Annotated in this window: 13 protein-coding genes and 1 other RNA gene; 12 read left to right on the top strand and 2 right to left on the bottom strand. The window is 47.7% G+C overall.

Features of this window, described 5'->3' with window-relative positions:
* Position 1: 1 nt before the first annotated feature.
* Positions 2 to 496 carry a preQ(1) synthase gene (gene queF, locus D479_RS09140; RefSeq protein ID WP_008636103.1) on the bottom strand — a complete coding sequence of 165 codons (495 nt, stop codon included), beginning with the start codon at positions 494 to 496 and terminating at the stop codon, positions 2 to 4.
* Positions 497 to 854: 358 nt separating this feature from the next.
* Here queF and acsA point away from each other — a divergent pair, with 358 nt between their 5' ends.
* The 5 genes from acsA to D479_RS09115 all read left to right on the top strand — a co-directional run bounded on the left by acsA (position 855) and on the right by D479_RS09115 (position 6,884).
* On the top strand, positions 855 to 2,564 hold the full coding sequence (acsA, locus tag D479_RS09135) for an acetate--CoA ligase (protein WP_008636102.1): 1,710 nt from the start codon (positions 855 to 857) through the stop codon (positions 2,562 to 2,564).
* Positions 2,565 to 2,704: 140 nt separating this feature from the next.
* Positions 2,705 to 4,012, top strand: coding sequence for a purine/pyrimidine permease (locus D479_RS09130; RefSeq protein ID WP_008636101.1), 1,308 nt, complete (start codon positions 2,705 to 2,707; stop codon positions 4,010 to 4,012).
* Between the two features lie 30 nt (positions 4,013 to 4,042).
* The gene (locus D479_RS09125) at positions 4,043 to 5,380 is read left to right on the top strand and encodes a SidA/IucD/PvdA family monooxygenase (RefSeq protein WP_008636100.1); all 1,338 of its coding nucleotides are present in this window, start codon (positions 4,043 to 4,045) and stop codon (positions 5,378 to 5,380) included.
* 80 nt (positions 5,381 to 5,460) lie between these two features.
* Positions 5,461 to 5,973: a type 1 glutamine amidotransferase domain-containing protein gene (locus tag D479_RS09120; protein ID WP_008636099.1), complete on the top strand. Its 513-nt coding sequence runs from the start codon at positions 5,461 to 5,463 to the stop codon at positions 5,971 to 5,973.
* 140 nt (positions 5,974 to 6,113) lie between these two features.
* Positions 6,114 to 6,884, top strand: a complete 771-nt coding sequence (locus D479_RS09115) for a DUF3891 family protein (RefSeq protein ID WP_008636098.1) — start codon at positions 6,114 to 6,116, stop codon at positions 6,882 to 6,884.
* Here the strand turns inward: D479_RS09115 and D479_RS09110 are convergent.
* The gene (locus D479_RS09110; protein WP_008636097.1) at positions 6,881 to 8,170 is read right to left on the bottom strand and encodes a glycoside hydrolase family 18 protein; all 1,290 of its coding nucleotides are present in this window, start codon (positions 8,168 to 8,170) and stop codon (positions 6,881 to 6,883) included. The genes D479_RS09115 and D479_RS09110 overlap by 4 nt on opposite strands.
* A gap of 82 nt (positions 8,171 to 8,252) precedes the next feature.
* On the opposite strand from D479_RS09110, the gene tadA reads away from it, so the two are divergent.
* From tadA to D479_RS09080, 7 genes are all read left to right on the top strand, one after another.
* Entirely contained in the window at positions 8,253 to 8,735 is a 483-nt protein-coding gene (gene tadA / locus D479_RS09105) for a tRNA adenosine(34) deaminase TadA (protein WP_008636096.1), read from the top strand.
* A gap of 49 nt (positions 8,736 to 8,784) precedes the next feature.
* Positions 8,785 to 9,050: signal recognition particle sRNA large type (gene ffs / locus D479_RS20190), an RNA gene on the top strand.
* A 156-nt stretch (positions 9,051 to 9,206) separates the two neighbouring features.
* Positions 9,207 to 10,931 (top strand): DNA polymerase III subunit gamma/tau, encoded by a 1,725-nt coding sequence (gene dnaX / locus D479_RS09100; RefSeq protein ID WP_008636095.1) that lies wholly within the window; start codon positions 9,207 to 9,209, stop codon positions 10,929 to 10,931.
* Positions 10,932 to 10,960: 29 nt separating this feature from the next.
* Positions 10,961 to 11,278, top strand: a complete 318-nt coding sequence (locus tag D479_RS09095) for a YbaB/EbfC family nucleoid-associated protein (protein WP_008636093.1) — start codon at positions 10,961 to 10,963, stop codon at positions 11,276 to 11,278.
* An 11-nt stretch (positions 11,279 to 11,289) separates the two neighbouring features.
* Complete coding sequence (gene recR, locus D479_RS09090) at positions 11,290 to 11,886, top strand: recombination mediator RecR (RefSeq protein WP_008636091.1); 597 nt, start codon at positions 11,290 to 11,292, stop codon at positions 11,884 to 11,886.
* A 13-nt stretch (positions 11,887 to 11,899) separates the two neighbouring features.
* A complete protein-coding gene (locus tag D479_RS09085; RefSeq protein WP_008636088.1) occupies positions 11,900 to 12,115 on the top strand; it encodes a YaaL family protein in 216 nt (71 codons plus the stop codon).
* A 72-nt stretch (positions 12,116 to 12,187) separates the two neighbouring features.
* Positions 12,188 to 12,451, top strand: coding sequence for a pro-sigmaK processing inhibitor BofA family protein (locus D479_RS09080; protein ID WP_008636086.1), 264 nt, complete (start codon positions 12,188 to 12,190; stop codon positions 12,449 to 12,451).
* Positions 12,452 to 12,662: the final 211 nt, after the last annotated feature.

Raw genomic sequence — 12,662 nt, 5'->3', positions numbered from 1 at the left:
TTTAACGGTTGTCAATCGTCTCCGGATACATGTCATGGTTCATCATACGATGATCGGCCATTTGTTCGAACTTCGTGCCCGGCTTTCCATAATTGCAGTAAGGATCGATAGAAATACCTCCGCGTGGAGTGAATTTACCCCATACCTCTATATAACGAGGGTCCATCAAATCGATCAGGTCGTTCATGATTGTGTTGACACTGTCCTCATGAAAGTCTCCGTGGTTACGGAAGCTGAAGAGATAAAGCTTCAGGGACTTGCTCTCGACCATTTTAATGTTCGGTACATAGCTGATATAAATGGTGGCGAAGTCAGGCTGGCCTGTTTTTGGACACAGAGTTGTGAACTCCGGGCAGTTGAACTTGACGAAATAGTCGCGGTTCGGATGCTGATTATCGAATGTCTCCAAGACCTGCGGGTCGTAAGTAGTGGCGTAAGCTGTTTCCTGGTTTCCCAGTAGAGATAGATTAAGAGAATCTTCGTTTCGTCCGGGCATTATGTTTTCTCCTTTGTGATGTAGTTAATGGAACATGAAAAAAGCCGCAACCCCTAAGGGCTGCGACTTGTAGTAAGTGACATCCTTAGTTTTTTATAGAGGGGTTGGCTAAGAAACCTCTTTCTATGCTTCGTTTATTATAGGTGGAGGAGTAAACGGCTGTCAATTTTTGTCCTGCTGTCGACCTGTTTCTGTAAATCTTTGGACATTCCTCTTTAAATATCTACAGAAATCACCTACAATATAGATAATTCCTTTAATATTCAGAAAATATATCCGCGTCCAGGCTCTGAAAGATTCAGAGCTTTCATTAGCCACGGACAGAAAACGTTTACAAAAATTCTTATGAGGTGATTTTATGGACATGCAACCAATACCGGCTCGATCTGGCAATCACAACATGGAAGACTACACAGAAACGTATAAGAATTTTCAGTGGGAAGAAGCGAAGCGTCATTTCACGTGGAATGAAACAGGAAAGGTTAATATCGCTTATGAAGCGGTTGATCGTCATGCAGAGGATCCGGAGAAGAAGGACAAAGCGGCTCTTATATTTTCCGCCCCTGACCGGGAAGAAGTGCTGACGTTTGAAGATTTAAAGCAGAAGAGTAATCAGTTCGCCAATATATTGAAGAAGCATCGTATTGATAAAGGGGACCGCGTTTTTCTTTTCATGCCGAGAAGCCCGGAATTTTATGCAGCATTCTTCGGTATTATGAAGGTTGGTGCGATTGCAGGACCACTGTTCGAAGCCTTCATGGAGCAGGCAGTGCGCGACAGGCTCGAGGATAGTGAAGCAACGATGCTGATCACGACACCGGAGTTATTGGAGCGTGTTCCTGCTGATGATCTTCCGAATTTAAAACAAGTCGTACTGGTAGGCGGCGATGCACCTGGGAACTATATTTCCTTTGAGGAAGAGATGGAACAGGCATCGAGCGAGTTCGACGTCGAATGGGTCGACCTGGAAGATGGGATGCTTCTGCATTACACATCCGGTTCGACAGGAAAACCGAAGGGGGTTCTGCACGTCCATCACGCGATGATCCAGCATTACCAGACAGGAAAATGGGTACTCGATCTTAAGGAAGATGACGTATATTGGTGTACGGCTGACCCGGGATGGGTGACGGGCACCAGCTACGGTATCTTCGCCCCATGGCTGAATGGAGTGACGAGCGTAATCCGAGGCGGCCGTTTCAGTCCAGATGACTGGTATGCGACGATTGCAGACAAGAACGTATCTGTTTGGTATTCCGCGCCAACGGCTTTCCGGAAAATGCTGAGTGCCGGGGAAGCGACAGCGAAGAATTATGATTTATCTTCCTTAAGGCATATTCTAAGTGTCGGTGAGCCCCTAAATCCAGAAGTAGTAAGCTGGGGGTTGAAAGCTTTTGACCTTCGTATCCACGATACGTGGTGGATGACCGAGACAGGAGCTATGCTCATTTGTAACTATCCATCGATGGATATCCGCCCGGGATCGATGGGTAAACCGATTCCTGGTGTGGAAGCATCGATCGTAGATAATGAAGGAAACGAGCTTCCGGCGAACCAGATGGGTAACCTGGCGATCAAAAAGGGATGGCCGTCCATGATGCGTGCCATTTGGAATAATCCAGGGAAATACGAAAGCTATTTCCTTAACGGCTGGTACGTTTCCGGAGACAGTGCTTACAAAGACGAAGAAGGCTATTTCTGGTTCCAGGGACGTCTGGATGACGTCATTAATACTTCTGGTGAACGGGTAGGTCCTTTTGAAGTAGAAAGTAAGCTGATTGAGCATGAAGCCGTTGCAGAAGCGGGAGTCATCGGTAAACCGGATCCCGAGCGCGGGGAAATCATCAAAGCTTTCATTACGCTTCGGGATGGATATGAACAATCAGATGAACTTCTGGAGGATATCCGTCAATTCGTTAAAAAAGGATTGAGTGCCCATGCGGCACCGAGGGAAATCGAAATCAAGGATACGATTCCGAAGACGCGGAGCGGTAAGATTATGCGCCGATTACTTAAGTCTTGGGAGCTTGGTCTTCCGACTGGCGATACTTCCACACTGGAAGAATAAAAAGAGCTTTCTCCACCCATGCAGCCCCGGCTGCATGGGTTTTCTTTTTTGCAAGAAGATGTTTCACGTGAAATGGGGTTGATAGCCTGTGGTAAAATAATAAATGTAAGCGTTTTACAAAAATAGGGAGTGTCATAGTCATGAGCAGGAATTCGAGTTTAGTATTAAATAATGCGATGGAAACGATCCAATGGTTCGTTTTCCTTCTGGCCAATGCCGTTGCCTTGCCGATTGTCATCGGCGCCATATTCGAATTGAACTTCGTTGAGATTTCCGAATTAATGCAGCGTACGTTTTTCGTTGTGGGGCTTGCCTCCCTTCTGCAAGGATGGATCGGGCATCGACTGCCGATCATGGAAGGGCCGGCGGGATTATGGATCAGTATTTTCACCGTGATGGCTTATACGGGTGTCCATGCCGGAGACAGTTACCGGGAAGTATTGCAGGTTCTGCAGGGGACGATGATATGGACGGGAATCTTCCTGCTTCTATTCGGTTTGTTCCGTCTATCTCACCGTGTGCTATTTGTTTTCACCCCGTTTGTAACGGGCGCTTTTTTATTTTTATTGACCGTTCAGCTCAGTGGGACATTTCTTCAGGGAATGCTCGGTATTGATGGAGGAGAACAGCAGATTGAATCAACCGGCGCCATCATTGCTTTCGTAACGGTACTGCTGGTATTGGGTTTATCTATTGCCGGACGCGGCTGGGTGAAAAGTTTCGCCGTTCTGATTGGAATTGTAATGGGATGGGTATTGTATGTCATAGTTGCCGGCGGTGGATCCGGCGGAGGACAAGCCGGGGGAGGCTTCTCGCTTCCGGAGGTGTTTGCATGGGGGGCTCCTGTTTTCTCGTTAAATACGATCCCGCTCGCTTTCATGATAGCCGTTATCCTGTTGTCCAACTTGGTAGCTTCTGTTGTGGCAGTGACAGAGACGATTCATGGGAAAGCGACCTATACATATGAACAGATCAATCGTGGAAGCAGCTTCATGGGGATCAACCACGGCCTTGCTGCACTTTTTTCTGCTATTGCTAATGTGTCGATGGCTTCTTCTTCCGGTTTTATGCAGCTGACGGGCCAAAAGCGGAAAGCGCCGTTTCTATATGCTGCGGCGCTTCTTATCCTGGTGTCCTTCTTCCCGCCGATTGTTGCCTTCATATCCGGCATTCCGAAGCCTGTTGCCAATGCAGCGCTTCTGGCTACATTTATCCAGTTGATGGGTCTCGGTCTGTCGAACATGACGAGTGAACGGCTGGACGAACGCCGTTTAATGATCCTCGGGATTTCCTTCTCCATCGGTATTGGATTGATGTTCCTGCCTTCCTCCGTTTTCGCTGGTATGCCTGCTATGGCGCAGAATCTGCTCAGCAATGGTCTGCTTGTCGGCACCATCCTTGTCATTCTGTTGGATCAGTTGTGGAAGGAATCAAACAGAACGGCATAGTAGAGAATAGTAGAAAGAGGATGTGATGATATGCAGCAACACATATATGATGTCGCCGGAATTGGAATTGGTCCTTATAATCTGGGTCTTGCAGCTCTCATGGATCAGAAAGGAGAGGTGGACGGAATCTTTTTTGATAAGACGCCGGAGTTTGCCTGGCACCCGGGCATGTTGATCGAGACAATGGATCTGCAGGTACCTTTCCTGGCTGATCTGGTGACCTTCGCAGATCCGAAGAGTCCCTATACGTTCATGAATTATCTCTATGAGCATGACCGGATGTTCCCTTTCTTCTTCCATCGTCATTTCGAGGTTCCGAGGCAGGAATACAACCACTATATGAAATGGGTGGCGGGTCAGATCGACAATCTGCATTTTGGACATACCGTCATCGATGTATTGGATAGGAAGAATGAATCCATTCCGCACTATGAGGTGGTTGTCGAAGATCACACCACAGGAAAGAGGAAATCGTTCTTCTCCCGGCACGTCGTGCTTGGTACGGGGAGCGAACCGATTATCCTGGACGGAATGGATCACCTTCCAAATGAAGATGTCCTGCACACGAGTCGTTATTTATTTGCGAAAGATGAGCTGTTGAAGGCCGGGCATGTAACAGTGGTGGGTTCTGGTCAAAGTGCCTTGGAGGTGTTCCTTGATTTGCTGGAGGAGCAGGACCGGCGCGGGGATATGAAGGTGAGTCTTCTGACAAGATCCGGTGGATTGTTTCAGCTGGACAAGGCAAAATTCGCACAGGAGATGTTTACACCGGCATTTGTCGATTATTTTCATGAACTTTCCCTGGATTCCAGAAAAGAAGCCCTCTCTACCCTTGACCCGCTCCGTAAGGGGATTGACCCGGAAACATTGACGAGGCTTTACACCAAGCTTTATCACCGGACGGCGGGTCAGGAAGACAGCCGCGTGTTTATACAGCCTATGACGGAGATCAGGGGGATTGAAGCGGACGAAAGAGGCTACCGCCTGCAGTGCCGCCAGTGGCAGGAAGAGATAGACTATGAGTATGAGACAGAGAAAGTGGTTCTGGCAACCGGCTACAAGCCGCATGTTCCGAAATGGTTTTACGACCGTTTTGAGTCCGAGGTGGAATGGGAGGACGAAGGAATGTATAAGGTGACCCGTGATTACCAGCTTGTGTTTGGGGATGATCGTCAGCATCACATCTTTACTCTGACGGACCTAGTCCATTCACACGGGGCTGGAGCGACCAACTTGGGGTTGTCCGTTCACAGAAACGTCCATATCCTTAACACGATTGCAGGCAGGGAGATCTATAGGAACCAGAAGGATTCCGCCTTCCAACAATTTACCGTCAAAGATTTACAGAAGCATCCAAATGGTAATTAATTGGTTTAATCTCGTGCGATGAGGGAAGACAAAGGATGTATTCACAATAAACCACAATGAAGTCAAGGAGATGGTAAGAAATGAGTAAGATTGCTTGTGTCATTACATCAAACTTTGAAGACGTGGAATATACACAACCTGCCGATGCTTTCACTGGAGAAGGTCATGAAGTGACGAATATCGAATGGGAAGCAGGCAAGGAAGTGACAGGGAAACAAGGAGATGCGACGGTGAAGATCGATGCATCCATCGATGATGTGAAGCCGGACGATTTCGATGCGCTGTTAATCCCTGGTGGATTCTCCCCGGACATTCTCCGTGCCGATGATAAATTCGTATCGTTCGTGAAACACTTTATGGATGAAAAGAAACCGGTATTCGCTATTTGTCATGGGCCGCAGCTGTTGATTACAGCGAAGACTCTGGAAGGTCGTACAGCGACAGGCTTCAAGTCTATCGCGGTAGATATGGAATATGCAGGCGTGAATTATAAAGACGAGGAAGTCGTCGTTTGTCAGAACCAGTTGGTGACAAGCCGCCAGCCGGATGATATCCCGGCATTTAATCGGGAATCACTAAAATTGCTGAAATAAGCTAATCTATGGAAGGACCACAGAGCATGGCTCTGTGGTTTTTTCCTTTTTCATAAGTAGAGGTGACAGGCTGGTTGCTTTATAATGAAAGAAGACGCTCGTACCGATCTGCGTATCATACCTACCGAGGAGGAAGAATTATGATTGTCATAGAAAAGCAAGATCACTTCATCATGATTCAGCAACATGACCATGCCTACATATCTGGACAAATTGTCGCGTTCTGGAAGAAGAATTTTTTGTTGCGCTCGAAGCTCAGGGAAGTGGCAGACTGGGCGATTCAGCAACACGACCGTGCTTGGATTCCACTTGATCAGAATCCTGCCTGGAATGAGGAAAAGCAGCGTCCTTATTCTTTTATCGATTATCCATTGGCAGAGAAGATAGAGGCGTACCGCAGAGGTATAGAAGAGGTGGAAGAACAATCCTTGTACGCCGGTATTCTATGCAGCATGCATTATGCGTCTTTCTTCAATGAAGACAGCGGCGTTCAAGAGGAGCGAAATTTTATAGAAGAAGAAAAAAATCGCCGCTCCAGACTGTTTGAACAAATGGACATGGATATCCCGGAAGATATCTACCAGCTCCACTTCCGAAGGCTGCAGTTCTGCGACGATCTTTCTCTTTTCCTTTGTATGACAGGTCCGGACGTCCCGAAGGAAGAAGAAGTACCTTGGTTTCGTAATGGATTCCCACAAACGTTTGATGTTGCTCCGGAAGGCATTCGTGCTGATTGGGAAGCGGAGGACCGTATTTCTGTCCACCCGTTCCCGTTTGCTCAGCCGTTTGAAATAGACATCCCCTATCGACGTGTAGGGAAACAGGATATTTCCGATAAAGGACTGCTCGCTGCCTATCAGAAGGAAGAAGTACGTCATAAGACAGTGGCTGTAGTCCGAAAACAGGATTAAACCTTCTCAATACTGAACCGGCTTCCGAGCAGCTGCCAGTTTTGCGGGAAGGATAACCCCAGCTTCCAATAGCTGATGCCTAAGAGACCTCTGTCTTTGATCAGGTCGAATTTTTTCTGGATCGATCGTGCATCTTCAAACCATACTTCGTGTTCTTTGCTTGTGGATGCATCCGTATACGTGAAAAAAGGTGCCTGGGATTTTTGATCATAGGAAATGGGAACATTATTCTCTCGTGCGATTTGTATGGCACGCTGAGGGCTTACGGCTTTGGCGAAAGGTCCGCCCGGCTCATAAGGCAGAGTCCAATCATAGCCATACAAGTTCTGGCCGAGGAGAATTTTGTTCGCCGGCATTTCCGTCAACGCATAATCGACAACTTCTGTTACAGGACCGATTGGTGAAACAGCCATTGGAGGCCCCCCGCTGTATCCCCATTCATATGTCATCAGAACGACAAAGTCCGCAATTTCTCCATGCGCGCGGTAATCATGTGCTTCATACCAGGCCCCTTTCTGATCGGCACTTGTCTTCGGTGCCAGAGCTGTCGACATTAACAAGTCTTCCGAGGATAACCGCTGTTTCGCTTTCCGTAAGAATTGATTATAATTCTCCCTAAGCTCCGGAGGCAGGAATTCCATGTCAAAATGGACGTCACGGAAGCCGGTTTCCTTTGCTGTTTTTACAATGTTATCGAGCAGCTTATTCTGAAGCGTTTCATTGGTCAGAATCGATCTCCCCAGTTCTGCGCTGAATCCGTCGTCGGTTAAGTTCGTAACCACCATCATCAAGGAGGTGTCGTTTTTTTGAGCGATGTTCTTGAAATCATCCAGAGGTGGTGCTTTCAATGTCCCATCCGTCTGAATCCGGTAGCTGAAAGGTGCCAAGTAAGTGAGCTGTGGCGATCGGATTTCTGCTGCCGTCTCCAGTGCTTCCGACACCTCCCCACCAAACGGTTCCACATAAGCATTTGTCGAAATCGGAACAGGCGGTTGTTGGGGAATGTACAAACGTAAACCGACGGACAGCGGTGCATTTGGAGCAATACCGTTTACCTGTGCGAGTGCGGCGGCAGTCGTGTTAAAGGCTCGCGCTATGGAAGATAAAGTGTCACCGGGCTGAACGAAATAAAACTGGCCGACAATCGGGATGACCAGCGCCTGGCCGATGACCAGATCCCCGGGTGTCTCCAATTCATTTGCCGTAATAATGGCACTTGGCGTACTATCATAAAGACCAGCGATAGAGAAGACGGTATCTCCCTGCTGAACGACATGGATTTGCATGGGCGTCACTCCTTTCTCATCTTTATCAATTGTATGAAACAACCTTTCCAGATTATTCTTTTTATATAACTAGGAGGAAGCTATGGATCAGGACATGAAATATATGAACCTTGCGATAGAGGAAGCAAAGAAAGCAGAAGCAGAGGGCGAAGTCCCGATCGGTGCTGTTATCGTGTTGGAGGATGAAGTCATTGCCACAGGCTACAATCAGCGGGAGACATCCCAGCTCGCCTCTTCCCATGCAGAATTTATCGCTATCGAAAGGGCGAACAAACGCATCGGCAGCTGGCGGTTGGAAGATTGTACGCTGTACGTCACCTTAGAACCCTGTCCGATGTGCGCCGGAGCGATCGTGCAGTCGAGGATTCCAAGGGTCGTCTATGGAGCAAGAGACCCGAAAGCCGGGTGTGCGGGGACGTTGATGAATCTGCTTGATGAGGATCGTTTTAATCATAAGGCAGAGGTTGTTCCCGGGGTTCTTGAGGAAACGTGCGGAGAAATATTGTCTCTATTCTTTCGTAAGCTGCGGGACCGCAAGAAAAAATCCCGTGCCGAGGACAAATAAAGCCGCTAATCATTGCATTTTTCGTGGAAAGTCGATATACTAGTTTATGCCGTGCTAAGCGGGGAGGTAGCGGTGCCCTGTACTCGCAATCCGCTATAGCGAGGCCGAATCCCCATCCGAGGTGGTACGGCCTTAAGGTCTGCCTTATGTGAGTGGTGTTGACACTCAGGTCCTGCGCAACGGGAACCAGTGAACCCTGTCAGATCCGGAAGGAAGCAGCAGTAAGCTGACTCTCTCGTGTGCCGCGGGAGTGCCTGGGTCGAGCCATAACCATAAGTAACGCTTAGGGTCGTATCATCGAAGATGGGTGCACGGCATTACATAGGAAGTTCCAAATACGTAATACATACATCGGAGAGCCGCTATGATCATTTGGTCATAGCGGCTCTTTTTCTACCGGATGGATACGGTTCACATCGCAACCTCCTATCAGGTATAATGGACACGAGACTAAAAAGGGAGAACGGTTTTATGAGCTATCAGGCGTTATATCGTGTTTGGCGCCCGCGGAATTTCGAGGGAGTCGTCGGACAAGAACACATTACACGGACGTTGCAGAATGCCATCGAGCAGAATAAGTTTTCTCATGCGTACTTATTCTCCGGTCCACGGGGGACGGGGAAGACGAGTGCGGCGAAGATTTTTGCCCAGGCGGTCAACTGTGAGCGTGCTCCTGTCAAAGAACCGTGCAACGAGTGTGACGCTTGCCTGGGAATCCAGGACGGTTCCATCTCGGATGTTATTGAAATTGATGCCGCATCCAACAATGGCGTCGAACAGATCCGGGAAATCAGGGACAAGGTGAAATACGCACCAAGTGCTGTACCCTATAAGGTGTATATCATTGATGAAGTACACATGCTGTCCATGGGTGCCTTCAACGCCCTGTTAAAGACATTGGAAGAGCCCCCGAAACACGTCCTATTCATTTTGGCGACGACCGAACCACACAAGATTCCGTTAACGATCATATCCCGATGCCAGCGTTTTGATTTCAAACGGATTTCCCAGAAGGCGATGGTCGGCCGTATGGAGAAGATTACGGCAGCGGAAAACATTACGATTGAAAAAGAGGCACTTGAAATCGTGGCTCTGACAGCAGAGGGCGGCATGAGGGATGCGCTTAGTCTGTTGGATCAGGCCGTTTCCTACAGCGATGAAGAGGTTACGATTGATGATGTGCTTGCTGTCACAGGATCAGTATCCCAAGCGAAGCTCACTAACGTTATCCGGGCGCTGCTTGATCAGGATGCCAAGGCAGCTTTGGAAGCAGTCGATGATTTGATCCAGCAAGGGAAAGATCCAGGTCGATTCGTCTTTGATTTGATTTATTACCTTCGCGACTTACTATTGTTTCAAAGTGCTCCGGATTTAGAACATAATTTGGAGCGGGCGATACCGGATCCCTCTTTCCGTGAACTATCAGGCGAGTTAACGCCGGCATGGATCCAGCAGGCTATTCGGGAGTTGAACAACTGTCAGCAGGAAATGAAGTGGACGACCAGTCCGAAAGTATTCATTGAGATAGCCATGTTGAATATGGTCGAAGTTAGGGGCGGCGGAGAATCAAAGGCGGCACCTGTCCAGTCCGGCGTCGTCGATCAGCTCAGCAAAAAAATCGATGAACTGGAGAAACAACTGACTGCTCTGAAGCAGCGCGCTCCGGAAGCGGGTTCACAGACGCCTGCCCGTCAAAAGCGTGCCCCTGCAAAGTCAGGAAGAAAAGGGTATAATGTACCTTACGAGCGGATCAGACAGGTGCTGAATGAAGCATCCAAAGAGGAAATCAAGAATGTGCAGGGGCGCTGGGCTGACTTTATGGAAGCGTTGAAGCAGAACAATGCGCCTGCACACGCGACGCTTCTGAATAGTAAACCGAGAGCAGCTTCACCAAAAGCTCTTGTCCTGGCTTTCCGTTATGATATTCACTGTTCTCTCGCGCTCGAACATCAGAGTACGATTGAGCCCCTGCTTACAGAATTTGTCGGAAAGCCTTTGACCATTATTCCGATACCAGAAGCGAACTGGCAGGAGATCCGGGAAGAATACGTCCGTAAGCAGAAGCATAATCCGGATGACGGAGAGGGTGGACCGGACGGAGAAGAAGGGTCTCCTTCAGCAGGAAACGAGGAAGAACCACTCGTCACAGAGGCGCGTAAGCACTTCGGGGACGATTTGATAGAAATACAAGATTAAAATGGAATGAACTAAAGGAGGAATGCCCCATGCGTGGTGGAGGAAATATGAATAATATGATGAAACAAATGCAGAAGATGCAGAAGAAAATGATGAAAGCTCAGGAAGAGCTCTATGAAATGACATTTGAAGCATCTGCCGGTGGTGGTATGGTGAAAGTCACAGCCAACGGTAAGAAAGAAGTGACAGACGTCGAGATCCATGAAGATGTTGTGGATCCTGATGACGTAGAAATGCTGCAGGATTTGATCATTGCCGCAACCAACGATGTGTTGAAGCAAGTCGATGAGAAAACGAATGACACGATGGGACAATTCACGAAAGGCATGCCTGGGGGAATGTTCTAGGAGGAGTTCTTATGTATTATCCGGAACCAATATCAAAACTGATCGACAGTTTTACGAAACTGCCGGGAATCGGTCCGAAAACGGCCGTTCGCCTGGCCTTTTTCGTTTTAGAAATGGAAGAAGACGATGTGCTTGATTTTGCGAAATCCCTCGTTAATGCGAAGAGGGAGTTGACCCATTGTACGGTTTGCGGACACATCACCGACCAAGACCCATGCTCTATCTGTCAGGACGAATCCAGAGATCAGACGCTTATCTGTGTCGTTCAGGATCCAAAAGACGTCATCGCCATGGAGAAAATGAAAGAATTCCGCGGGAAGTACCACGTACTTCACGGGGCGATTTCACCTATGGACGGTATTGGACCGGAAGACATCAACGTTCCAAGTCTGATTAATCGTCTGAAAGATGAAGGAATCGAAGAGCTGATCCTTGCGACGAACCCCAATATAGAAGGAGAAGCGACAGCGATGTATATTTCCAGGCTCGTAAAGCCTTCGGGAATTCGTATGACCAGAATCGCTCACGGCTTACCTGTGGGGGGAGACTTGGAGTACGCAGATGAAGTGACCTTATCCAAAGCGCTGGAAGGTCGGAGAGAACTGTAAAGAGGTGTTCCGATTGTTAGGGCGAAAAAATAAGATCAAAAAAGAGTTCGACCAGGATCTTCTTATTCATATAAAGAAGATGAAACAGGAATGGGAAACATTAAACAATATAATTGAACAAAGCATCGAACCTAGTGAAGAAGGTTTGAAGGATCTTGCTCTTTATAAAGCGAAATACTTCTACTTATTAAGAGAAGCACGTTACAGAGGAATCAACGCACTCTCTTAAAGGTGGTACTAACCCCTTATCCATGAACATACACTGTTTATAGAAACAGTTTACATGGATAGGGGGTTTTTTATGGATCCGGTGCTCGTTCTTCTATTATTGGGACTGGCTATACCGTTTCTGTTGATCATCGGTTTGCCTTCTTCACCGATAAAGTTTGCCGGACAAGCGGTTACGAAGTTGATCGTTGCTGTTATTCTGTTGTTCTTCGTCAACCTGTTCGGTGCCCAGTTCGGACTGCATGTTCCTATTAATGTCTTCACTGCTGCAGTTGCCACTATACTGGGCTTCCCCGGAGTAGTTTCCTTGGCGGCCATCCATATATGGGTACTATAGAAGGGAAGGGGGAGTAGCCCCTTCCCTTCTATTTATGTGTCCTTATGTATCTATGAATAGAAGTGTTTGAAAAGAATATAACTTTTTTTGAAAAAGGTATTGCAATAGATTTATAGCCATGATATATTATTACTTGTCGCGTTAAGAGAGCGGCGCACCGCACAGAACTTAACGAAACAAAATATAAAAAAGTTGTTGACGGAAACGAAAC

Source organism: Halobacillus sp. BAB-2008 (genome assembly GCF_000328325.1).
Taxonomy (GTDB): Bacteria; Bacillota; Bacilli; order Bacillales; family Halobacillaceae; genus Halobacillus.
The sequence above is the reverse complement of the archived record's forward strand: the minus strand, read 5'-3'. Positions and strand labels throughout refer to the sequence as shown.